Origin of the sequence: Thermomicrobium sp. CFH 73360, assembly GCF_023806465.1 — a bacterium.
GTDB lineage: Bacteria > Chloroflexota > Chloroflexia > Thermomicrobiales > Thermomicrobiaceae > Thermomicrobium.
In genome coordinates this window covers 161,151-183,280 of the sequence record NZ_JAMSLS010000002.1, presented here as the reverse complement: position 1 = coordinate 183,280, position 22,130 = coordinate 161,151, and the positions used below count along the sequence as shown (strand labels likewise).

17 protein-coding genes and 1 other RNA gene are annotated in these 22,130 nt (G+C 61.9%); 12 read left to right on the top strand and 6 right to left on the bottom strand.

Features of this window, described 5'->3' with window-relative positions:
• The first annotated feature begins 108 nt into the window (after positions 1-108).
• Both smpB and ssrA read left to right on the top strand, forming a co-directional pair.
• Complete coding sequence (gene smpB / locus NET03_RS04210; protein ID WP_252127643.1) at positions 109-585, top strand: SsrA-binding protein SmpB; 477 nt, start codon at positions 109-111, stop codon at positions 583-585.
• Between the two features lie 573 nt (positions 586-1,158).
• Positions 1,159-1,511: a transfer-messenger RNA gene (gene ssrA, locus NET03_RS04205) on the top strand.
• Between the two features lie 442 nt (positions 1,512-1,953).
• Here the strand turns inward: ssrA and NET03_RS04200 are convergent.
• Genes NET03_RS04200 through NET03_RS04190 form a run of 3 tightly spaced genes read right to left on the bottom strand, consistent with a single transcriptional unit; the run spans position 1,954 to position 3,024 of the window.
• Positions 1,954-2,178 carry a hypothetical protein gene (locus NET03_RS04200; RefSeq protein WP_252127642.1) on the bottom strand — a complete coding sequence of 75 codons (225 nt, stop codon included), beginning with the start codon at positions 2,176-2,178 and terminating at the stop codon, positions 1,954-1,956.
• Between the two features lie 19 nt (positions 2,179-2,197).
• Complete coding sequence (locus tag NET03_RS04195; RefSeq protein ID WP_252127641.1) at positions 2,198-2,548, bottom strand: hypothetical protein; 351 nt, start codon at positions 2,546-2,548, stop codon at positions 2,198-2,200.
• A complete protein-coding gene (locus tag NET03_RS04190) occupies positions 2,545-3,024 on the bottom strand; it encodes an EVE domain-containing protein (RefSeq protein ID WP_252127640.1) in 480 nt (159 codons plus the stop codon). The genes NET03_RS04195 and NET03_RS04190 overlap by 4 nt, the downstream gene beginning before the upstream one ends.
• Before the next feature lie 387 nt (positions 3,025-3,411).
• On the opposite strand from NET03_RS04190, the gene NET03_RS04185 reads away from it, so the two are divergent.
• From NET03_RS04185 to NET03_RS04165, 5 genes are all read left to right on the top strand, one after another.
• Positions 3,412-4,872 (top strand): FAD-linked oxidase C-terminal domain-containing protein, encoded by a 1,461-nt coding sequence (locus NET03_RS04185; protein WP_252127639.1) that lies wholly within the window; start codon positions 3,412-3,414, stop codon positions 4,870-4,872.
• A gap of 11 nt (positions 4,873-4,883) precedes the next feature.
• A complete protein-coding gene (locus NET03_RS04180) occupies positions 4,884-6,179 on the top strand; it encodes an FAD-binding oxidoreductase (RefSeq protein ID WP_252127638.1) in 1,296 nt (431 codons plus the stop codon).
• Positions 6,180-6,201: 22 nt separating this feature from the next.
• Complete coding sequence (locus NET03_RS04175; RefSeq protein WP_252127637.1) at positions 6,202-7,551, top strand: (Fe-S)-binding protein; 1,350 nt, start codon at positions 6,202-6,204, stop codon at positions 7,549-7,551.
• 43 nt (positions 7,552-7,594) lie between these two features.
• The gene (locus tag NET03_RS04170) at positions 7,595-8,773 is read left to right on the top strand and encodes an SHOCT domain-containing protein (RefSeq protein ID WP_252127636.1); all 1,179 of its coding nucleotides are present in this window, start codon (positions 7,595-7,597) and stop codon (positions 8,771-8,773) included.
• A 74-nt stretch (positions 8,774-8,847) separates the two neighbouring features.
• Positions 8,848-10,824 (top strand): S9 family peptidase, encoded by a 1,977-nt coding sequence (locus NET03_RS04165; RefSeq protein WP_252127635.1) that lies wholly within the window; start codon positions 8,848-8,850, stop codon positions 10,822-10,824.
• On the opposite strand, the gene NET03_RS04160 is transcribed toward NET03_RS04165, so the two are convergent.
• Complete coding sequence (locus tag NET03_RS04160) at positions 10,821-12,095, bottom strand: metallophosphoesterase family protein (RefSeq protein ID WP_252127634.1); 1,275 nt, start codon at positions 12,093-12,095, stop codon at positions 10,821-10,823. The two genes, NET03_RS04165 and NET03_RS04160, sit on opposite strands and share 4 nt — an antisense overlap.
• Before the next feature lie 10 nt (positions 12,096-12,105).
• Complete coding sequence (locus NET03_RS04155) at positions 12,106-13,689, bottom strand: helicase HerA domain-containing protein (protein ID WP_252127633.1); 1,584 nt, start codon at positions 13,687-13,689, stop codon at positions 12,106-12,108.
• A gap of 119 nt (positions 13,690-13,808) precedes the next feature.
• On the opposite strand from NET03_RS04155, the gene NET03_RS04150 reads away from it, so the two are divergent.
• A complete protein-coding gene (locus NET03_RS04150; protein WP_252127632.1) occupies positions 13,809-15,518 on the top strand; it encodes a sensor histidine kinase in 1,710 nt (569 codons plus the stop codon).
• A 67-nt stretch (positions 15,519-15,585) separates the two neighbouring features.
• On the top strand, positions 15,586-16,377 hold the full coding sequence (locus tag NET03_RS04145) for an enoyl-ACP reductase FabI (RefSeq protein ID WP_252127631.1): 792 nt from the start codon (positions 15,586-15,588) through the stop codon (positions 16,375-16,377).
• 91 nt (positions 16,378-16,468) lie between these two features.
• On the opposite strand, the gene NET03_RS04140 is transcribed toward NET03_RS04145, so the two are convergent.
• Positions 16,469-17,524: a M42 family metallopeptidase gene (locus NET03_RS04140; RefSeq protein WP_252127630.1), complete on the bottom strand. Its 1,056-nt coding sequence runs from the start codon at positions 17,522-17,524 to the stop codon at positions 16,469-16,471.
• Positions 17,525-17,657: 133 nt separating this feature from the next.
• On the opposite strand from NET03_RS04140, the gene NET03_RS04135 reads away from it, so the two are divergent.
• The 3 genes from NET03_RS04135 to NET03_RS04125 all read left to right on the top strand — a co-directional run bounded on the left by NET03_RS04135 (position 17,658) and on the right by NET03_RS04125 (position 22,127).
• Positions 17,658-18,191 carry an STM3941 family protein gene (locus NET03_RS04135; protein WP_252127629.1) on the top strand — a complete coding sequence of 178 codons (534 nt, stop codon included), beginning with the start codon at positions 17,658-17,660 and terminating at the stop codon, positions 18,189-18,191.
• 199 nt (positions 18,192-18,390) lie between these two features.
• Positions 18,391-19,149, top strand: a complete 759-nt coding sequence (locus NET03_RS04130; RefSeq protein WP_252127628.1) for an ABC transporter ATP-binding protein — start codon at positions 18,391-18,393, stop codon at positions 19,147-19,149.
• Between the two features lie 8 nt (positions 19,150-19,157).
• Positions 19,158-22,127 carry an ABC transporter permease gene (locus NET03_RS04125; RefSeq protein WP_252127627.1) on the top strand — a complete coding sequence of 990 codons (2,970 nt, stop codon included), beginning with the start codon at positions 19,158-19,160 and terminating at the stop codon, positions 22,125-22,127.
• The last annotated feature ends 3 nt before the right edge of the window (positions 22,128-22,130 follow it).

Sequence of the window (22,130 nt, the reverse complement as noted above, 5' to 3'; positions counted from 1 at the left end):
GTTTGCACCGTTCCGGGGACAAGAGTGGCGCACCATTTGTCCGCCAGAGTTCGCCTTGCCGCAGTGTGGTGTCTGTCAACACGCGCCTCGGCGAGGTATGATGGGAACATGAGCAAGGAGACGAAGAGCCGCGAAGCGGAAAAGGTTATCGCAGTCAACCGGAAGGCATACCACGACTACTTCATCGAGGAGGAGCTGGAAGCAGGCATCCAGCTCACAGGGTCGGAGATTAAGTCGATTCGGGCGGGGCGAGTGAATCTTCGGGATGCTTACGCCCGTATCGAAAATGGTGAGCTTTGGCTCATCGGGATGCACATCAGTCCCTATCCCGGGGCGAGTGGAAAGCACCAGCACGATCCCACACGGCCACGCAAGCTGCTTGTCCACAAGCACGAACTCGATTACCTGCGGGGCAAGCTGGAGAAGCGGGGGTATACCCTGGTGCCGCTGCGACTCGCCATCCGACGAGGTCTGGCGAAGGTCGACCTCGGACTGGCTCGTGGCAAGAAGCAGTATGACAAGCGAGAGGCGATCGCTGAGCGTGAGGCGCGGCGTGAGATTGAGCGAGCGCTCCGTCCGCGGTGATGCGTCTTTGATGCACCGGATGAGTGTGGATCCCTCTTCCTTGGTGAATGGCATAGGAACCTCTGCGCCGTCTCCATTCACCAGCCCGGTGAGGCACCGGGGTCGGTACGATTGCGGGTGGGTCACTTTTTCGGTCATGGTCAATCATCGTGTGTAGTACGTGCGAAGCGTAGGCGGGACGTACGGCAATCCGTTTCCGCAGTACAGGACGAAGTATCACCGGAGTGGGTTTGGACGAGGGGCGGCTTCGGGATCGGATGGGAGGCAGGAGTGCAACGGTGATGGGGCTCTGATCGCGGAACTCTGAGCGGGCAAGACTCTGGTCGGGTCGCGGCCCCGGAAAAACAACGGCTTCAATGGAACACCTGCCTCAACGGCGTTGCACCTGCGCCTCGCGAAGACACAACGTGGTCGGCGAGACGGTTGCCCTGATCGAGCCTCTTCCCCGTTCAGATCGGAGGGAGCAAGCAATGCCTACCCGTGGCCGTTGACGAGCCTGTGAGCACGGGGGGCACTTGTGCGATGGGTGTCTGGTTGGCTATAATGGTTGATGCGCTCGCAAGTACGGCTCGTGGGGATGACTGGATTCGACAGGGCCGTAGGTGCGGGGATTGCAGGCCGAGGTCGCCCAGGAACTCGTAAAAAGGGGCAGCAAAGTAACTGGCGAGCGCGAACTCGCTCTGGCTGCGTAATTAACGCAGCCACGTCTGCCCGAACCCCTCCCCGGCGGGTTCGGAGCGGGCGTCGCAAGGCCGGGGTGCCCCTCGTCCAAGCGCCAGTGCGGGCGAGGTCAAGTCTGATCTGGCTCGGCTGACCGGGATCCTGTCGGTGGGAGCCCGGCAGCGACAGGAGAACACCGACTAAGCCTGTAGGAGATCCTCGGCTGAACGCTCTGGACGGGGGTTCGACTCCCCCCATCTCCACCATGCTGTACCCCAGCTCTTCGGCTGGGGTTTTTCTTGTCACTTGCCGTCGGATGGCGTTTGCAGCGGCGATCTCCTCCTCGCATCTGCATAGCTCTTTCTGTATCAGCGTTTGTGCTGGCGTGCCCGCGGCGATGACGTTGCAAAAGATGGGTTTCGTGCCGCACCATGTTCGTATGATCCCGCGATGGCTGCCCACCGGGGCGCGAGGCGCTCGCGCTCCCGGTCTGATGACTGCGAGAGCAGAAGTGGAACGAGTGCTCTCTTGTGGGCAGCTGACGCACTCCTCCGCGTGGCTATGCCGGCGAACCACGCGTGTGTGCACGGGCGCGACAACGTATCACGGTCGTTCGTGCCGGAAACGCGTGCACAGACCGCAAGGCGCCGCCGACCAGACTTTGGCTGCTTGAGGAGAAAGCGGCACGGGCCGTTGGTAAGCCCTTGCTCAGCTGTGACCGACCCGTGCCAAGAGGAGCTCGTACCGGTCGCCGCTCCGCCGGACAGTGAAGAGGCAGCCAGCGTAGCGGATCATCGCTCCATCTTCAAGATCAGCCGGAAGCGGGACGATTCGTGAACCGATCGGTATCCGAACCGGCGGAAACTCGGCGAGCTGGTTCAGATCGTCCTCCCGATAAGGAGAGTGTTCACCGCAACGTGGGCAATATCCCATTGGTCGACTCCTCCGGATGTTAGCCACGTGTTCGTGCTTGTCTTCCGCTGATGTAGGCGGCAACGCCGCCCAAGAGGCCAGCGTACACTGCTGCAAAAAGACCGAAGAACCAGAGCGTTGCCACACCAAGAGTCAGGTGAGCAAGATCCGGGAGGAGAATACCAACGCCAATACCAGCGAGGAGTGCCTCGAACACGCCAAGCAGCACGGCTTCTTCCCCGCGGAGTCGGCAGACGGCGCCAGCGACAAAGCCGCCAAGCAATGGTGAGAGTGGACCGAGCACGAAGTGCAAACCCGGGATTGCGATACTGACGACCATTGTGAGCAAGGCGATGGACAGTGCTTTGGCCAAACGGACGGCTCGTTTCATCGTTGCACCCCTTCGCTCACTGCAGCAGCCTGGGCAAGCGCCTGGCGTATCAAAGTAAAGTCGCGTTCACTAATGCGATGCAGCTGACCTTGGAAAGCGAGCCGCCAGTGCTCGGGTGGCCACTTTTGGGTGTGTTCAAGCAGGGGTGCGAGTTGTTCTGCCGGAACAGTTAGGCCGGGTGGCAGGACGATATCGGGCTCGATCTGAACGCGCCAGGGGTAGTCTTCGCTCGCCTTCTTTGGGCCGCGACTCGTCCAGATCGGTGTGTGATCCTCGAAGGCGTCCGAGGTCACCGTCACAGTCGCAGCAAACCCTTGCACACCAGTGACGTAATAGACCAAACGGTCGCCCGGTCGCATCGATTCGGCCTTCTTGCGATGTCGCGACTTAAAGCCTTGGAGACGAAAACCGTGGGCGCGCGTTGCCTCAAGATTCTCCGGTGAGCCGACGAGGATCCAGTACTGTCCAGCCGACACGGATCACTCCTTCCTACGTCGTCACGGTTTGCTCTCCGCAGTGTATCCAGCGAACCAGCCTGCCCGTCTTCTGGTGGCTGTCCCCAGGCAACAAAGCTGCGGAGATCTGACCCCTCAATGCGTGAGTCTAGCGTGTTTTGCCGCCGACTGACCTGCCGAACATCCTCTCGCGTTGTAGTTCTCTTACTTGCCTCAAGAATCGGGGCTGGTGGGGCCGGTGGGTGGGTAGGTTCCTCGGCACTTTCCCAATCAGACTGACGAGCGCCCACTGCTCGCGCTGGCAGACGATTGCGTCGCATTCGGTCGCGGCGCATACTTGAGTCAACTTTCGGCGTCGACTCGGTACCTCGCGCCGGAGTGGGAGCGGACCCGCAGGAGGACATGCCCATGGACCGTGCAGCGATCCGTACCCGTTTGCTCGAGATCGTCGGGCCCGATGGGTTGCTCGATGATCCGGACGAGCTCCTGGTCTACGAGTACGACGCCTCGGACGAGGTGTTTGCTGGCCATCACCGGCCGGACTTTACGGTACTGCCACGGACAGCAGAACAAGTTAGTGCGGTCGTCCGGCTGGCCAACGAGGTCGGGCTGCCAGTTATTCCACGGGGCGCTGGTACCGGTCTTGCTGGCGGTGCTCTGGCGCTACGCGGTGGCATACTGATTGTCCTTACTCGGATGAACCGCATTCTCGAGGTCAATGAACGAGATGGGTACGCGATCGTGGAGCCAGGTGTTATTAACCTGGAGCTCAGTACTGCGCTCCAGCCGCGTGGCTATTTCTTCGCACCGGACCCGGCCTCTCAGCGTGCCTGCACGATTGGCGGTAACGTCGGGAACAACTCCGGTGGGCCGCACTGTCTGAAATACGGGGTGACAACGAACCATATCCTAGGACTCGAAGTCGTCCTTCCGGATGGCGAGCGGATCTGGACTGGGGGGCCGGTACCCGAAACACCGGGGGTCGATCTCACAGGTGTCTTAGTCGGCTCGGAAGGCACGCTTGGCATTGTCACCAAGGTGATGGTCCGCCTCACGCGCCTGCCGGAGGGGGTCAGTGTCCTTCTTGCTGCATTCCCGGATATTGAGTCAGCCTCACACGCGACCTCGGCGATTATTGCGGCAGGTGTGCTACCGGCTGCGCTCGAGATGATGGATCAGCTGACCATCAAGGCGGTGGAAGACGCGTTCCATGCCGGCTATCCACGGGAAGCGGGGGCCGTGCTCCTTGTCGAACTGGATGGATTACAAGAAATTGTTGCAGAGAACACGGGTCGAGTCGCCGAGCTCTGCCGGCAGCACAGCGCTTGGGAAGTCCGCGTCGCGCGCACGAAGGAGGAGCGCGACCTCCTCTGGCTGGGCCGCAAATCGGCATTCGGTGCGATGGGACGTCTTGCGCCCAACTACTACCTTGTCGACACGACTGTCCCGCGCACGAAGCTACCTGCCACGATGCGGCGGGTCGAGGAGCTTAGTCGCGAGTACCGCCTCTCTATAGCCAACGTCTTCCATGCCGGGGACGGGAATCTGCATCCTTTGGTCCTCTTTGACCGGCACCGTCCCGGCGAGGTGGAGCGGGTGCTCGAGTGCACGACCGAGATCCTCCGTTACTGCGTTGATGTCGGGGGCACCCTCTCCGGGGAGCACGGTATCGGCTTCGAGAAGCGCGACTACATGACGCTCGTCTTCACGACGGAAGACCTCTGCGCGATGGCCGGACTCAAACGGAGTTTCGATCCACGCGAACTCTTTAACCCCGAGAAGGTGTTGCCGACCGGATTCCGCTGTGGTGAGGTGGCGCTGCTCCGTCAGCAGGCGCTGGCGCAGCGCTTCGGCCTGGAATACGTCTGAGGTGAGGCAGGATGACAGGAACGACACGGCTTGCGCCGGACACGGCACTCCAGCGCCTTGAGGAACTCGGGAGATCCTCTGATCCCTCGAACTATATCGTCGACGGTATACCTCCGCGCCTCGCGCTTGAACTCGCCTCGCCAGAGACGGTCGCGGAAGCGCTCGCGCTCTGTGCGGCCGCTGGACTGGCCTTGGTCCCGTGGGGTGGCGGCGGGCAGATGGGACTCGGCAATCTTCCGGAGCGCTACGATGTGGCGCTCGATCTCCGGGGGCTGGCGGCAGTTGTCGACTACGAGCCAGACGATCTCACCATCGGGGTGCAGGCGGGCTGCACGCTTGCGCGTCTTGCTGCGATCCTCAGCGAGCACGGCCAGATGCTCCCGCTTGATGCCGATGACCCGGAGCGGATCACCATTGGTGGGCTGGTGGCAACCGGTCTCGGCTGCCCTCGGCGTTTTGGGTACGGCAGTCTGCGAGATCTGATCATCGGGATCACCGTCGCGCTGCCGGACGGTACTCTTGCCCGCGGGGGCGGGATGGTGGTCAAGAACGTCTCCGGTTATGACATGATGCGGCTGCACTTCGGTGCGCTCGGCTCACTTGGCGTCATCGTCCGCGCCAACTTCAAGCTGTTGCCGTCGCCGGAAGCACAGCGAACGCTCCTTGTTGCTTTCCCCTCGCTTGAGGAGGCGATGGAAGGCGCGCTCGCTGTGCGCGGTTCCCAGCTCGCCCCAACCGCACTTGTCGTACTCGCTCCGGTCACGGCGGAGCGGTTCATTGGGATGGCGCGATGGACACTGGCCGCACGGTGTGAAGGGCCAGAGGGTGCTGTGCTGCGACAGGCCGAGCGGTTGCGTGAGACAGCCGCCTCCGCGACAAGTGATGCCCGCATCCTCGAGCACGAGGAGACGCTCCGCTTCTGGTCATCGCTGCAGGGAAAGCTGGGCGCAACACCGCTCGCCAACGTGATGCGGGTGCGCATCGGGGAATTGCCATCGCAACTCGGCGAACTCGCTGCCCAGCTGGTGACCGAGTGGGGTTCAGCCTTGGAGGATGCGGTCCTGGATGTGGGAAGTGGACTGGCTTACGTGACCGTGGCGGGGACGGTCGAGGAACTCCGTGGTGCGTGGACGCGCCTGGCTGGGTACGGCCGGCACGCGACCATGCTCGCCGCGCCAGGGGATGTCAAGGCCGGATACGACGTTTTTGGACGGCATCCCGAGGGTGTGGCGGTCATGCGGCGACTCAAGGAAACGTTCGATCCGGAGCGGACGCTCAATCCGGGTCGGTTCATCGCTCTGCTCTGACGCGGATGGACAGGAGGCGACCATGGTGACCGTGCCGGAGTCGACGCGTGTGCGCGGATTCAGCGGCCGCGACGTACCGTCATTCGACCTCATCCGCCAGTGCGTGCACTGCGGGTTTTGCTTGCCTTCCTGTCCGACCTACCGAATGACCTGGCGGGAGCGCTCGTCGCCTCGTGGGCGGATCTGGCTCATGAAGGCGGTTGCCGAGGGGCGACTCGACCTGCTCGATCCGGTCTTTGCTGAGGAAATGCACCTCTGCCTGAACTGTCGTGCCTGTGAAGCGGTGTGCCCGAGTGGCGTGCATTACGGGCAGATTCTGGAAGCATCGCGGGCGCAGCTCGTGCAACATCGTCCGCAGTCACTGCGGGAGAGGCTCTTCCGCATCATTGGATTCCGTGTCCTGCTCGGCGACATGCGGCTGTTCCGGGCGGCGAACAAACTCCTGCGTTGGTATCAGCGGAGCCCCTTGCGGATGCTTGTCCGACGTAGTGGTGCTCTCCGTGTTTTGGGCCTGGAGCATGCTGAAGCAATGCTTCCGACCATCCCGGAACAGTTTGTCGTGCCTGATGGGCGTTTTTTCCCAGCGGAAAGCGAGCGGCGCGGTCGGGTAGCGCTCTTCACCGGCTGTGTGATGAGCACGGCCTATGCGCATGTCCACGAGGCGACAATCCGCGTGCTGACCCGAAACGGGTTCGATGTTGTCCTTGTCTCCGGCCAGCAGTGCTGCGGCGCTCTTCACGTGCATAGTGGTGAGCCGGAGCTCGGTCGCGAGTTGGCGCGCCGTAATATCGAGGCGCTCGAGTCTCCGTACCTGGATGCGATCATTGTTAATGCCGCTGGTTGTGGTGCGATGCTGAAGGAGTACCCGGAGCTCCTCAATCACGATCACCGCTACGCGGAGCGGGCGCGAGCGCTCGCTGCCAAAGTGCGTGATGTGCTGGAGTTCCTGGTCGAGCGTGGATTGACGGCTCAACCGGGAGCGCTGCCCTGGACCGTGACATACCAGGAGCCTTGTCACCTTGCGCATGCCCAGCGGATCACCCAGCAGCCGCGCGTGCTCCTGCGCGCGATCCCCCAGCTCCGGCTCGTGGAGATGGCTGAATCAGCACTCTGTTGTGGCTCGGCGGGGATCTACAACCTGCTCCAACCGGATATGGCGTCAGCATTGCTGGAACGCAAACTGGACAACGCGCTTGCCACCGGGGCAGAGGTGATTGTCTCGGCCAACCCAGGGTGTATGCTCCAGCTTGAGGCGGGGCTTCGGGCGCGTGGCTTGCGCGTTCCGGTGCTCCATCTCATCGAAGTCTTGGATCGCGCGTACACAGCGGCAACGGTGCCGGCAGCACGTGCCCTTCCGGTCGCTGCCGACTAAGGTTGTCCAGGTCCGGTCGAGGAGACAAAAAGGAGTCTGAGCGGTGCGGTTTCGGCACGCGGTCTTCTTCTGTGTCTTTGCCCTGCTTGCGGTCACATGGAGTAGTGCCCAAGCTCAAGAGACTGGGACGATTTCCGGTCGTGTCCAGAACGGGACGCCCGGTGGGGGAAGCGTCGCTGGTCTGACGGTGACACTTCGCCACTTCACCGGCATGCAACTCGCGGAGGAACGTCAGGCGCAGGTTGGTCAAGACGGCTCGTTCGCGTTTGAGGGGCTCGCAACCGGTGATCAGGACGCGTATCTCCTTGTGGTGCGCTATGCCGGGGTAGAGTACGTCAGCCCGATGGTGCAGCTCAACCAACAGCCGCAGCAGACTGTTGAGCTCACCGTGTACGACACGACGAACGATGCGAACGCGGTGCGCGTGAACTCCCGGTCGATTGTCATCGCTGGCGCATCACCAGAACTCCGCGCGGTCGACGTGATGGATATTGTCATCGTCGAGAATGGTGGCGACCGTACCTATCTTGGTGACACAAACGGTGTCGTTTTGCGAATTCCTCTCCCTCAGGGAGCGCAGGAGATTAGCCCGCAACCTGGCTTTAACTATGGGCAACCGCGCCTTGAAAATGGTGTGCTCCTGACGACTGGCCCACTACCACCCGGTCAGCAGACGGTGGTGTTGAGTTACACCGTTCGCTATGAAGGAACACGCGCGACGCTTGCCATCGGTACAGCGATGCCGACTGGAACGCTCCGCGTGCTCGTCCGCGATGGAACATACCGCTTGAGTTCGCGCAGCTTGATCGACACGGGAACGGTTGAAGTCAGCGGCGTGACTTATCGCGTGCTTGCGGTCGATGCGCCGGTCGTCGGTGACACGCACGTGGTGCAGGTGAGCGGTTTGCCACGGACAGGGTTCTTGCTTGACTTACCGCTCGGGCCGAGCATCGCCATTGCAGTGGGGCTCCTTGGCGTCATCGCGGCTAGCACCTTGGCCTTCCTCGCGCTGCGGAGACGGCGATCGCCCGCCGTCAGCCCGGACGATGGCGATCGAGTCTCGGACGAGCGGCTCCAGCTGGCCGCCGAGCTCAATCGGCTTGATGAGGCGCGGGCGGCCGGAGAATTAGACGAGGCGGAGTATACGGAGCGTCGCTCGGCAATACTACGGCAGCTCCGGGAGTTGGTGTTGCGTGAGAAGGGGCTTGAAGGGCGGACATAACCTACGAGTTCCCGCAGGAAGTGTCGAGAGCTTGTACGGCCTGCGAACGGTCGTGAAAGGAGCGGTGCAGGGTTATGCCGCGGCGGGTGCAACCGAACGATTTGGCGACACTGCGTCTGGTCAGCGATGCGCAAATCTCGCCGGACGGAAGCGAGATCGCTTGTGTTGTCAGCGTCATGGATCTTGCAGCTGATAAATACCGGTCAGCGATCTGGTTGGTTGATCGTGCTGGCCAGTCGCCGCGGCCGTTCACTGCGGGAACAGATCGAGACACACTGCCGCGCTGGTCTCCCCGCGGCGATTGGCTTGCATTCGTGTCTGACCGGTCAGGCAGTGACCAACTCTGGGTGATCCCGCGCCATGGCGGCGAGGCGCGTCAGCTGACGCGCTTTGCCGAACCGGTGACGAGTTTCGCTTGGGCACCGGACGGTGAGCGCCTGGTGGTGGTCACGCGAGCAGTGCAGGCCGAGGGGAAGCCGGAGCCGGAGACCGACGTGGTGCGGCTCACTGCGTTGCACTATCGCTTTGATGGGCAACGCGGATTTCTGCACGAACGGCGTAGTCACCTCTGGCTTGTTGACCTGCGGGATAGTCAAGTTCGCAGACTGACTGACGGCGGCTGGGATGACGATTGGCCAGCCTGGTCACCTGACGGCAAAGCCCTTGTCTTTGTGTCGAACCGGACGTCGGAGCGTGAGTGGAATGCAGCGAATGAGCTCTGGCTCCTGGCACTCGATGCGGAAGGACAGGTGAGTGAACTCCGGCCGGTCGTGGCAGGAAGCCACGTGGCGCTGCAGCGCCCCGTTTGGTCGCCGGACGGACACAGGATTGCTGCCGTCGGCCACCTGGAGGCTTGGGCAGGTTCGGCTCGGCACAAGCGGCTCTGGACGGTTAAGCCCGATGGCGATGAACTCCTGTGCCTCACGGAGGGGTTCGATGCGACACTGGAAGATACGCTCTTGACTGATGCATTCGGTCCGACGCGCCCTGGGCTCGCCTGGTCACCGGATGGGCGATGGATTTATGCGCAGGTGAGTGAACGTGGGGCGGTGCATCTCTACCGTTTCCCGGTGGAAGGAGGAAGCCCTGACTGTCTGTTCGCTGGCCAGCGACGCGTCCTTGATTTCAGCCTCAACGCGGACGGGCGGTGGATTGCCGCAACGGTTGCTGATCCGCATGATCCGGGGACGGTCTGGCTTTTGGCAGCAGACGGGAGCGAAGCGAGGCCACTCTTCGATCCCAATGCTGAGTGGAAGTGCGAGGTTGATCTCGCAACACCTGAAGAGCTGTGGGTGCCAAGCCCGAGCGACGGGCAGCTGGTCCATGCCTGGGTGATGAGACCGATCGGAATGTCAGAAGGGGAGCGCTGTCCGCTTGTCTTGTCCATCCATGGTGGCCCGCACGCGATGTATGGCTGGGTCTATTGCCACGAGTTCCAGGTGCTCGCAGCTCGTGGCTCTGCGGTTGTCTACGCAAATCCACGCGGGAGCCAAGGGTATGGAGAGGAGTTTCTTGCCTGTACGCGCGGTGCATGGGGCGAGGCGGACATGCCTGATCTCATGGCTGTCGTTGATGCCGTGCTGGCCCAGGGATGGGTGGATCCGGAACGACTGGGCGTCTGTGGAGGGTCGTACGGTGGCTACATGACAAACTGGATCATCGGGCATACTGACCGCTTTAAGGCGGCCGTTTCGATGCGTTGTGTCTCCAATCTCCTCAGTATGTATGGGACGAGTGACATCGGTGTCTACTTCAACGAGTGGGAACTCGGAGCGACACCCTGGGAGGATCCGGAGCGCTATCGGCGCCTCTCTCCGCTCACCTACGCGCCGAACATCCGGACACCGCTTCTCTTACTTCATGCAGAGGAGGACTGGCGCTGCCCGATCGAACAGGCCGAGCAACTCTTCGCCTGGCTACGCCGACTTGGCCGCACGGTGGAACTTGTGCGTTTCCCCGGTGAAGGACACAACCTCACGCGCAGTGGTCGCCCACGTCACCGGATCGAACACCTCGAGCAAGAGCTGCGTTGGTTCCAGACCTATCTCTAATCGGCGACCTTGTCTTTGAGGAAGTCGTTTGCCTCCACTCGCTCGATGATTTCGCGGCCGCGGGACAGAACGGCGTTCGCGAACTCGTCGGATAATTGGCGGAGCCGTACCCAGCGTTCGAGTAACGCAACCGGATCGTTCCGGGTCTCGCGTGTGACGTCCACGCGGGGCCGGATGCTGCGCTCGGTCTCGACCACGATTCCGGCGACGTAGGTTGCCCCGAGTTCGAGTAGCCAACGGCGGATCTCGTTGGTGCGAATCCCAGTGGCTCTCTCGGGAGCGGCGACCACAAAGAGGCGGACGATCGCGTCGCGAAGTTCGCTAGCGCGACGTTCCAAGACGGAACGGATCTGCTCCATCGGGTTTTCACTGGTCACCTCGAACCGGACGGTGCACATCGCGCGCGTACGCAGTGGGCGGAACTCCCACGTCACCTGGCGTGGATGAGTACCCGGCTCAATAGAGACGATGATACAGCCCTTTTCCTCACGCTCCTCGCCGAAGTCAATACGCTCAATGCTCCCAGCGTAAATGACTGGGGGCTGGTGATGGATAACCTGATGCGAGTGCAAGTGTCCCAGTGCCACATAATCGATTGGTGCACGGTCGAGTCCGAGTTCGTCGAGGGCGAACAGCGGGTCGTTTCCCAAGAGCACGTTGCGTTCGCTTCCCAAGCGTCCTCCCTCCATCGTGAGGTGTGCAAGGAAGATAGCTGGGTGAGCCGGATCGAGCGCAGTCAGAAGAGCCTGCACGTTTGCACTGATTATCTCTCGGAAGCGGCGCTCAAACTCGTGCTCCGGTAACGCTCTGAGTTCGTCGTCTGCAAGGAGCTGACGCATCGGCATCCAGGGAAGAGCCACGATCTGGAGCAACCCGTGCCGCGTCTGCACCCTCAGAAAGTCAGGCCGGCTGGCGACGATGATGCCGGGGAGCTGGAGAGCTGCATAAATGTCCATCGGCGTTGACCGGGACGGGCTCCGCGGGCGATCATGGTTCCCGACCAAGAGGACAGTGGGGATAGCGGCAGCGAGGAGTCGCTGAATCCGGGCGGCGAAGTGACGCTGCAGCGTCGGGCCTGGCTCGGCATTCTTGAACGCGTCTCCGGCGAAGAGAACGGCATCGACGCGCTCGGTAAGCGCGGTCTCGATGACCTGATCGAACGCGTTGAGGAAATCTTGGACACGCGAGCTGTAGCCGAGTTCCGGCCGAAACTGGCCGTGCGTTTCGACTCCTAAATGAAGGTCTGCAAAGTGCAAGAGTCGTAAGGTCATTTCCCAGCCCTCACTCACCGATCAGTAGTCGCAGCCGACTCTCATCGGTCGCTTTCCCGGTTCGAGCGCGAACAAGATCAAGGAGCTCGTGACGGCGATATTCACGTGTGCGGATCGCGACCGGCATACGGACCGCATGACCGACGATCACGCACTCCTGGCGTGGACTCAAATTGGCCAGGAGATTGCGGAGCCCGGAACGATCGGCCACGCCGGTGAGAACCGCTTCGATGTCCTGCTGATCACTCAATGGGCCGATGATCTTGGTACCGAGCTGGGAGAGGATCTCACGGTCGATGCTCGAAGGACGCTGGTCGACGATCAGGAGTGTGACACGGTATTTGCGCATTTCGCGAGCGATAGTCCCGAAGATCGACTGGCGCGCAGCCTCCGGTGTGAGGAACTTGTGCGCTTCTTCAAGCACGATGACCAGCGGGCGGATGCTCATCTCGCTCCCGAACCGCTGTGCCTCGAGCACCTCCTCGGTATAGCGCTCGTGGATACGCCGAGTGAGAAGATTCGCGACCAGCATATAGTCAAGGAAGGAATCGTAGCGCCCGAACTGGACGATGATGTGCGTACCTTTCTGGAGTTTGGCAATGATCTCGTCGATGATAGATGTGTCGAGCGACTCCTGCATGTAGGGACGTTGCACGAGGCGTGCCAGTTTGCTTCGCAAGGCGTTCACTGAGGACTCGGCGACGCCGGTGCGGGCACAGAACTCCTTGACGCCGTCAGCGTCGAGTTCGCGCGTCTTTCTGATCCAGCCTTTCCCAAAACTGGCGCGAAGATGGTGGGCTACTGTGGCGAAAGTGGGGTTGAGGTTGAGCTCTTCGGCGAGGAGCTCGATGTCTTCTGGCTCAATCTGGTCAAGGCCAATCTGGATCGTCCGCGCCGCTGCACTCCGATCGGTGCGGTCGTCGAGCGTATAGACCTGCACACGTGTGGTACCAAACAACTCGGCGAGTCCAATGAGCTCTGGCTGATCACTCGGTGCACGCGCATACTCGTTATGCATGTCGAAGAGGAGGACGGAGACACAGTCGGTCAAGATCAGACCAGCAAGCAAGAGACGTGTTAAAACGCTCTTGCCACTTCCACTCTGCCCGAAGACGCCATTGGAGCGCTTGACAAGTTCCTCCAGATCGAGGGGCACAGGAATATCCATCGCGGGTGGGGTGCCAAGCGCGAAGTGGGTCGCGTCTTCCCGGCCAAAGACACAGGCAAAATCCTCGGCGGTTGCCTGGCGCAAGCGGGCAAAATGCGGAGGGATTGTTCGTGCCGGTTGCGGCTGCTCGCTGCCTGCCTGGAGTACGAGTGAGGGGCGAATCTCGGCAGTGGCGTAGGCATGCGTGCCGCGGAGCACACGATGCAGGAAGGGAGAGTGTAACGGCGGATCGGCAGTGAGGGCGGAGTCGGTCGTCGCCAGTGCGAGGTCGGTTACCATGCCAAAGTACCGGTGTTCGTCCCCCTCGACGACGACGAAGCTTCCGACACGCAGCCGCTCGACCGCGGCAGGGTCAAGCAATCGCACCCGAAGACCTTGACTAAAACTCCCGTCGGTCACAACACCGAGCAGTTCCTGGGCCAGCATTGGGCTCGCGGTTCCTCTTTGTCCGTCGAGCTGCACCACACCACGTCCGTTCGCATGCAGACGCGTCCGCGCAGCGGATTGTACCATGGAGGGGAACACTGAAGGCTGGACGATGCGCCATGTTGGACAACGAATGGGAAACACTTGCCGAACTTTTGAAGGCGCCAGTTGACCCGAGCCGGCGCGTGCTGGCCGGGCCGGTTGGTCGGTTGCAAGCGCTTCACTGGATCACGCGCGCGGCAACGAGCAGTCTCGATTTGGACGAGATGCTCAGCACGGTGACGCGCGTGCTCCGTGAGACGATGCGGGTCGACTCCTGCGGAATTTTCCTCTATGACGAATCCTCCGGCACGTTGACTCTGCGGGCGGTCTACGGTATTGCTCCTGATCGACCAGGGCGGTTCACCTTGCCGCTTGGCGTTGGGATCACCGGACAGGCTGCCCTGACCCGACGCCTGCAGATCGCTTTCGATGCACCTCGTCATCCCGCCTACGTTGACTATCCGCACGTCGATGACCGGCCGTTTGCCAGTCAGGTCTCGGTGCCACTCCTCTCCCGCCAACCGGGACGCCTGCTTGGCGTACTGAACGTCCTGACGCTGGAGCCGCGTGAGTTCTGGCCCGAGGAGATCGACTTCTTGGAGACAGCGGCGGGTGAGATCGCCATCGCGATCGAGAACGCACTGCTTTATCGCGAGACAGATGCAGAACTGCGGCGGCGCATCGCGCAGTTGGAACTCTTGCAGCAACTCTGGCGCGCCATCGCCTCGACGCTCGATCTTGGGGAGTTGCTGGGGACGATTGCCGCGCGAGCGCTTGAGCTGTCCGGCGCGAGAGGAGTCGCCATTTATCGGCAGTCACGTGCAAGCGGTGAGTTGGAGCTCCTTCGCGCCGCTCCGGCAGAATGGTTTGCACGCGAGGCGAGTGAACTGGAGCAGCCTCTTCGGTCAGCCGTTCATGACGTCCTTGACGGCGGAGCAGCAGTGTGGCGAGATCCGATTGGTAGAGACTTCGCAGTGTACGTCCTTCCCATGATCACAGGCCGCCGTGCGGTTGGTGCGCTGTGTTTGCTGTACTCCGCCGGTCGGCCAGCTCCGGAGCAGACAGGCCTGTTGCACGCCTTCACCGATACCGCCGCAATCGCCATCGAGAACGCGGAGCTCTATGAGGAGGCACGGCGTGGGTTGGCACGGGCATCGACGCTCCTCCGCGAGTTGCACCATCGCGTGCGCAACAACCTCCAGACGGTTGCAGCGCTCCTCTCACTCCAGGCCCGGCGAGCTGGTCCCGAAGCACGAGCAGTTTTACAGGATGCGGTGAGCCGGATCCGCAGCTTGACCGTCGTCCATGATCTTCTGAGCGGTCGTGAACTCCCAGAAGTGCCACTTGTCGAGTTGGCACGTATTGTGGTGACCCAGGCGGTTCATTCGCTGTATGGTGACGAACTGGCTGTCCAGTGGTCGGTGGACGGAAACGACGTTGCTGTCTCCTCGCGGCAGACGACCGTGCTCGCGCTCCTGCTGAACGAGTTCGTCACCAATGCGGTGCGACACGGTTTTGCTGACCGTTCAGGGGGACGGCTGAGCGTTCGGGTACGGAGCGAAGGAGAGCGTGCTGTCCTTGAGGTCGAAGACGATGGACGAGGATTACCAGCTGGCTTCGATCCTTTGCGCGAACGGGGCTTGGGATTGCAGATCGCTCGAACGCTCGCAGAGGTCGATCTTCGCGGTGAGCTGGAGATCGGCCCGGCGCCAGGTGGGGGGACGCTGGTGCGCGTGCGCTTTGTACCTGAAGCGCGTGGACAGATGCAGAAAGGGAACGTGAGTTGACGCCGGTCGCTGTTGGTGCCGATACTCGAGCCGAAGGAAGCGGGTGGTAGAAAACGGGAAGGGCAGCATGGGGAACGAAGGCTTCACAGGCTATTGGGCGGTGATCCTTGGGGCGTCGAGCGGGTTCGGTGCGGCGACGGCACGGGAGCTCGCTCGCGCTGGTATGCATGTCTGCGGTGTCCACCTGGATCGCCGGGCGACGCTTCCGATGGCCGAAGCGGTCAAGGCCGACGTCGAAGCGGCCGGAGTTGAAGCGTTGTTCGTGAATGCGAACGCTGCGGATGCGGAGACACGACGGCAAGTGGCCGAGGCGCTCAAAGAGCGCGGTGCCCGCGTCCGTGTCCTGATGCACTCGCTGGCCTTCGGAACGTTACGTCCGTATATCGACGAGGATCCGGGGCAAGAAGTTTCGCAAAAACAGCTGGAGATGACGCTTGACGTCATGGCAAACTCCCTCGTCTATTGGACGCAAGACCTGTTCCATGCCGGACTCTTCGACCGCGACGCGCGGATCTTCGCCATGACCAGCGAGGGCTCAACGCGCGTGTGGCGTGGGTACGGGCCTGTGTCAGCGGCGAAGGCAGCACTGGAGGCTCATGTGCGCCAGCTGGCTGTGGAACTGGCTCGCTACGGGATCACTGTCAATGCCATCCAGGCAGGGGTGACGCCAACGCCAGCGCAGGCGAAGATCCCCGGCGCTGATGAGATGCTGCGCGAGGCAGAACGGCGAAATCCCAGTGGGCGTCTGACGAGCCCCGAGGACGTCGCCCGGGCCATCCGTGTCTTGAGTACTCCGGGACTGACCTGGATCACTGGCAATGTCATTCGCGTCGATGGGGGTGAGGCACTCGTTCCCTAACGGACGATCGTGAGAAACGATCGCAGCGTCGCATGAGCGCACGGGCGGATAGTGGCACGGCCCACCCGCCCGTCTCTCGTGCGATCGTGTCTTACTCGGCTAGCCCATTGCGGACGAGCGCTTCCAGCAGGAGCAGTGTCGCTTCCAGGTCCGTAAGGTCGACAGCCTCGAACGGTGCATGTGTGTGGCGTGTGCCGACCGTCAGGAGTGCGGTGGGTATACCCTGGCGGATCAGCGCCGCGCCATCACTTCCGTAGCGATCGAACACGACATGCTGAACGGGTAGTCCGTTCCGAACTGCGAGATCAGCGAGTCGCCAGAGCAGCCGCTGATCGTAGTGTGTGGCAGCATCCTTGTGGACGAGCTGTGGACCACCCCCCAGCACTGCGGGCATCCACTGCTCACCGACGGTCGGAAGATCGCCAACGAGACCAACATCGAGGGCCACGGCCCAGTCGACGTCGATATCCGCTCGCAGCGAACTCGCGCCGAGCAGACCGTTCTCCTCCTGGACAGTGGCGGCGAGATAGAGGGCGCAACCGAGCTGCTGGTGATCGAGCCGCTCCACCAGTGCGGTGAGGAGTGCCAGGCCAGCGCGATCATCGATGGCCTTCCCGTAGATCCGCGTGCCCAACCGTCGCGCGGGAGGATTCCAAATCACACTTGCCCCGACGGTGATGCCGCGTGCGAGCACCTCCTGACGAGAACTTGCTCCGATATCGACAAAGAGATCGGCGAAGGTGACCGGCTTCTGACGGCGCTCCTCCGGCACCACGTGTCCAGTGGCGAGCACAAAAATCCCCTCAACGGTGGTATCGCGCCCAAGGACGAGCGCCGGTTGACCAACCGGGAAGCGCTCCTGCGGCTCCCCGCGGACTTGCCCCGTAGTGAGCCAGAGGAGCCCACTTGGATCAATCGAGCGGACGACGAAGCTCAGTTCATCGGCATGGGCAGTCAACAGCAACCGCGGTCCGGCACCGCCCACGAAAGCAAGCACGTTCCCAACGCGACTCCGCCAGAGTCGTTCGACGTGCGGAGCCCATGCTCGCTCCAACCAAGCAAGCACCGGCTCTTCGCGGCCGGTGGGTGCGGGCAAAGCCATGAGTTCTGTGAGGAGTTCAGCGATCCGCTCACGCATTGGCAACATCCGGCGACAATCCTCTCGGTTACGGAGCGAGGATACCGCGGCGAAGGCACGCTGTCAGGGGGAGTATTGGTGCTTGCTCCGTCTGGCATTGGGCGTGACAATCATCGTGCCAATGCCCTTGGGGACGGTCAGGATGGAGTCGAAGTCGACCGACACACTCGAACCACTGGTGGTACGCCGGAGTCGCCTCCGCGCCTTCGTGACCGCGGTGGTTGCTGCCGTGCTCGCTGTCGCTGCGGTCTGGTTCGCGCTCAATGCAGAGACAGGACTTGAGCGCCTTTTCGCTGTCTCGATGGCAATCTTCTTCGGATTCGCGGCGGCTTTCGCCGTCCTGTTCGGGTTTGAACGCACACCCGTCATTGAAGTGGATGAAGAAGGAATTGTGGATCGTGGATCGCCGGTGCGAGTTGGGCGGCTGAGGTGGGAAGAGGTCAAGCGAGTCGAAGGGAAAGTTGTCGGACGCCAGCCGATCTTGGTCATCCTCGTCTATCGTCCACAGCGCTTTATCGTTGATCTGCCGCCTGATCAGCGAGAGGCTGCCGAGGAGGCGATCCAGCGGCACGGCACACCGCTCGTCATTCCGTGGTCCGGATTTGACCGACGGATCGAGGATGTCGTCGAGCGTGCAGAGGAGTTTCGCCGGGTTTCTCAGGAACGGCGAAAATGACCGCTGCTCGCCCTCCACGATGGTTTTTCCCATCCAACACAGAAGGGAGAGACGGCCCGCCTGCGAGTCATGAGGCGCAGGTATCGCAAGGAGGCCTCAGTACGGTGTTTCCTCGGAGTGACCGATTCGGCGTGTGGACTTGATCGTGGTACCATCTCCCTGTTCTGGCGCGGTGCGCCTGGCGAAGGGAGACCACACAATGGCGACAGTGCTGCATCCTCTCGGCTCGACAAGTGAACGTGAGCGAGTGCCCATCGTCGAAGCAACGGGTGTTGTCAAGGTCTACGACACTGGACGGGTCAAGGTTCCCGCGTTGCGTGGTGTCTCGCTCACGGTCTACCGGGGCGAGATGGTTGCGGTGATGGGACCGTCAGGGAGTGGCAAGACTACCCTCCTGAATTGTCTTTCCGGTCTGGACACGATCGATGAGGGCCGGATTCTCATCGCGGGGAAGGAGCTCGCGAAGTTACCGGACGATGTCCGATCGGGGTTCCGCGCGCGGCATATGGGATTTGTGTTTCAGCTGTTCAACTTGATTCCCGTATTGACTGCACTCGAGAACGTGGAACTTCCAGCGCTGCTGGCAGGGGCCCGTCCAAGCGAGGCACGACGCCGCGCAATGCAAGTGCTTGAACAGGTCGGCCTTGTCGATCGGGCTGGGCATAAGCCGGCGGAGCTGTCCGGTGGCCAGCAACAGCGCGTTGCCATTGCCAGGGCACTCGTGAACCAGCCCGACATTATCTGGGCTGACGAACCGACCGGGAACCTTGATACCGAAACAGCCGACGAGGTGATGGCACTGATGCGACGCTTAAATCAAGAGAACGGGCAGACGTTCGTCATTGTGACGCACGATCCTCGGATCGGGGCAATGTGTGACCGTATTATCCACATGCGTGATGGCATCATCATTGATGACGGCCTGGTGCAGCTTCAGGTAGCCGATGGTGGAGAGTGAGGTGCCTGGTGAACGAGATTTTTGGCGTCTCGCTCGACCTCGTGCTGCGCATTCTGATCGGTGCCTTCGCGGTCGTCCTTGTGCTGACTGGTGGCCTGTGGCTCTGGCGCCCTGTCCTGGGGCGGATGGCGCTGCGCAACATCCCACGGCGGCCAGTACAGACGGTCTTAATCGTGCTTGGGCTCATGCTGAGCACGCTGATCTTCTCTGCGTCCCTGACTACCGGGACGACTCTTCAAGAGAGCATTACCGGCCAGGTACTCCGGCTCACTGGTCCGGTCGATGAACTTGTTGTCCAAGCGAGCGGTGATACGCGCTTTGCTGGCCCACAGCCGGGCGTCTATTTGCCTTCCACAGTCGGGGATGAACTCGACCGCTTGCGCGAGCGCGAACCACGGCTGGACGCCGTCGTGCCGGTGCTCTGGCAGCCGGTGGCGGCAATTGACCTCAGGACCAAACAGAGTGAGCCGGCGCTGAATTTGATGGGCGTCCCGCCGGAACGGCTTGCTGCAATCGGAGGATTGACCGACCGTGAAGGCCGTCAACTCGATCTGGCACGTCTTGCTGCTGATGAGGTCGTGCTCGGCGCTGAGGCTGCCAAGCGCCTGGATGCAGAAATTGGCGACGAGCTCCAGCTCTTCCTCGCCGGGCAACCATTGCAGGTACGGGTCGCGGCGATTGCTCCGGACAGCTTCTTGACCGGTACGTTGAATGTGGGCGATGCCGGCGGACTGGTCATCTCGCTCACTCGAGCTGAGCAGTTGCTCGGCATCTCTGGTCAAGTGAGCTTTGTCGCGTTGAGCAATCGCGATGGGCTTGCAGACAGCGAAGCAGTGACCGCAGCCGTGAATGACGTTCTGGCCGAGACTCCCTATCGTGCGGTTGCGGTGAAGCAGCGAGCGGTTCAGCAAGCCGAGCAGGCGGGTGAGGCTTTCACGAACCTGTTTCTGCTTTCCGGTACGTTTTCGGTGGCAGCCGGAATCTTGCTCATCTTCTTGATCTTCTCGCTCCTTGCTGCCGAGCGAAAGACCGAAATGGGAACGATGCGCGCGCTTGGGATGAAGCGCTGGCATCTGGTGGCGCTTTTTGCCCTCGAGGGAATGGGCTACAACCTGATCTCTGCTCTGGTTGGCGCAGTGGCGGGAGTTGCTGTGGCCTACGCGATTGCAGGCTTTATGGGACAGCTGGTTGGTGAGTTTTTCACGATCGAGCCGTCCTGGCGCTTACGCGATGTGGTCCTGGCCTATCTCTTGGGCATCGTCGTGACGTACGTTACTGTTGTCGTTGCGGCGTGGCGGGTGAGCCGACTGAATATCGTAGCGGCTGTCCGTGATCTTCCAGAACCGCAACTCCCGCGGGCGAGTCGGCGCTGGCTCGTTGCAGGGGTACTAGGGACGATTGCAGGTGCGGGGTTGTGCTGGCTTGGTCTTGCGCGGGAAAGTCTCGGCTGGTTCGGACTTGGCATGTCGCTTCTCCCGCTGAGCTTGGCAGCGGTGCTTCGGCGCTTCGGTGTGCCGCCACGACCACTCTACAGCGTGGCCGCACTGCTGGTGCTCGTCTACTGGCTTCTGCCAGATGCATGGCATGAGCGGCTCTTCGGTTCCATGAGCGGTGGTTTCGAGCTCTTTGTCCTTTCTGGGCTGATGATGGTCGCTGCGCTGACGGTGTTCCTGGTGTGGAATATCGAAGTCGCCGTCGGGCTTGTGGGGCGGTTGGGCCGTGCCTTCCGCCGTTGGCTTCCGGCGGTGCGGATTGCCGTGGCTTACCCGATGGCCTCGCGCGGGCGGACAGGCCTCACGGTCGCGATGTTCAGCTTGATCGTCTTTGCGCTTGTGGTGATGTCGACGATTTACGCTAATGTCGTCGCGCTCTTCACCGGTGAGTACGCCGATGCCGGTTGGGACGTCGAGATCTCACAGATCGGAGTTGCGCCGATCCCCGACCTACTCCAAGTCCTACAAGACGAGGGTATCGATACCAGCCAGATAAGCGCCACTGGCCGCGCGTTCAGCGTCCCTTGGCCGCGCGTGGGCGTACGGCCAGTGGGTGAAGCTGACTGGGCGCGCTATCCGGTACGCGGAATCGATATGGACTTTGCTCGGAATGTGGACGCGCCACTCCAGCTCCGTAGTACAGAGTACGCGACCGACCGGGCGGCTTGGGAAGCCGTGGCCCGCGATCCTTCACTTGCAATAGTGGACGCAAACGTGTTGCAACAGCGGGGTGGTGATCCAGCGAATCTCTATCTGCCGGAGCTCCGGGGTGAAGATGGGGTACTCCAGCCGCTCGAACTCGAGCTCCGTGACAATGCCAGCGGGGAGACAACCACGGTCCGTGTGATTGGCGTGATTGACGGGCGTGTTTCGTCACTGTTCGGCATCTTTGTCTCGGAGTCAACCGTCGGTGGGGTCTTCGGGCATCCATCCTCAATCGAATACTCGGTGCGGCTGATACCGGGCAGCGACGCGCGCAGTTTCGCGCGGCACGTCGAAGCGGCGCTGCTTCCGTATGGTGCACAGGCTGAGGCGACAGCGGACGTGATCGGTCGTGCGACCGGGATTATCCGCGGTTTCATCCGCATCATTCAGGGGTTTATGGCACTCGGGTTGATCGTTGGTATTGCCGCGCTTGGGGTGGTCTCCTATCGTGCTGTGATTGAACGGCGGCACCAGATCGGCGCACTGCGAGCAATTGGGTATCGGCGAGCGATGGTGGCGCTCGGTTTTCTCCTGGAATCGGCATTGGTCACCAGTGCCGGGATCGTTGGTGGTGCTCTCCTCGGGGTGCTGCTAGCGCGGAACGTTGTCACTGGAGAACAAGATTTGGCTGGTGGGCTCGAAGGGTTCTCGCTGGTGATTCCGTGGGGGCAACTGCTCTTCTTCAGCGGCCTCGCGTTGGGCGTGGCCCTGTTGATGGCCTATGTCCCAGCACGCCAGGCATCGCGGGTGTCGATCGTCGAGGCGTTGCGCTATGAGTGAGGG

Coding starts and splice junctions, on each gene's coding strand:
- smpB (WP_252127643.1), top strand. CDS start 109: ATGAGCAAGGAGACGAAGAGCCGCGAAGCGGAAAAGGTTATCGCAGTC.
- NET03_RS04200 (WP_252127642.1), bottom strand. CDS start 2,178: ATGGGATATTGCCCACGTTGCGGTGAACACTCTCCTTATCGGGAGGAC.
- NET03_RS04195 (WP_252127641.1), bottom strand. CDS start 2,548: ATGAAACGAGCCGTCCGTTTGGCCAAAGCACTGTCCATCGCCTTGCTC.
- NET03_RS04185 (WP_252127639.1), top strand. CDS start 3,412: ATGGACCGTGCAGCGATCCGTACCCGTTTGCTCGAGATCGTCGGGCCC.
- NET03_RS04180 (WP_252127638.1), top strand. CDS start 4,884: ATGACAGGAACGACACGGCTTGCGCCGGACACGGCACTCCAGCGCCTT.
- NET03_RS04175 (WP_252127637.1), top strand. CDS start 6,202: ATGGTGACCGTGCCGGAGTCGACGCGTGTGCGCGGATTCAGCGGCCGC.
- NET03_RS04165 (WP_252127635.1), top strand. CDS start 8,848: ATGCCGCGGCGGGTGCAACCGAACGATTTGGCGACACTGCGTCTGGTC.
- NET03_RS04160 (WP_252127634.1), bottom strand. CDS start 12,095: ATGACCTTACGACTCTTGCACTTTGCAGACCTTCATTTAGGAGTCGAA.
- NET03_RS04155 (WP_252127633.1), bottom strand. CDS start 13,689: ATGCTGGCCCAGGAACTGCTCGGTGTTGTGACCGACGGGAGTTTTAGT.
- NET03_RS04150 (WP_252127632.1), top strand. CDS start 13,809: ATGTTGGACAACGAATGGGAAACACTTGCCGAACTTTTGAAGGCGCCA.
- NET03_RS04145 (WP_252127631.1), top strand. CDS start 15,586: ATGGGGAACGAAGGCTTCACAGGCTATTGGGCGGTGATCCTTGGGGCG.
- NET03_RS04140 (WP_252127630.1), bottom strand. CDS start 17,524: ATGTTGCCAATGCGTGAGCGGATCGCTGAACTCCTCACAGAACTCATG.
- NET03_RS04135 (WP_252127629.1), top strand. CDS start 17,658: ATGGAGTCGAAGTCGACCGACACACTCGAACCACTGGTGGTACGCCGG.
- NET03_RS04130 (WP_252127628.1), top strand. CDS start 18,391: ATGGCGACAGTGCTGCATCCTCTCGGCTCGACAAGTGAACGTGAGCGA.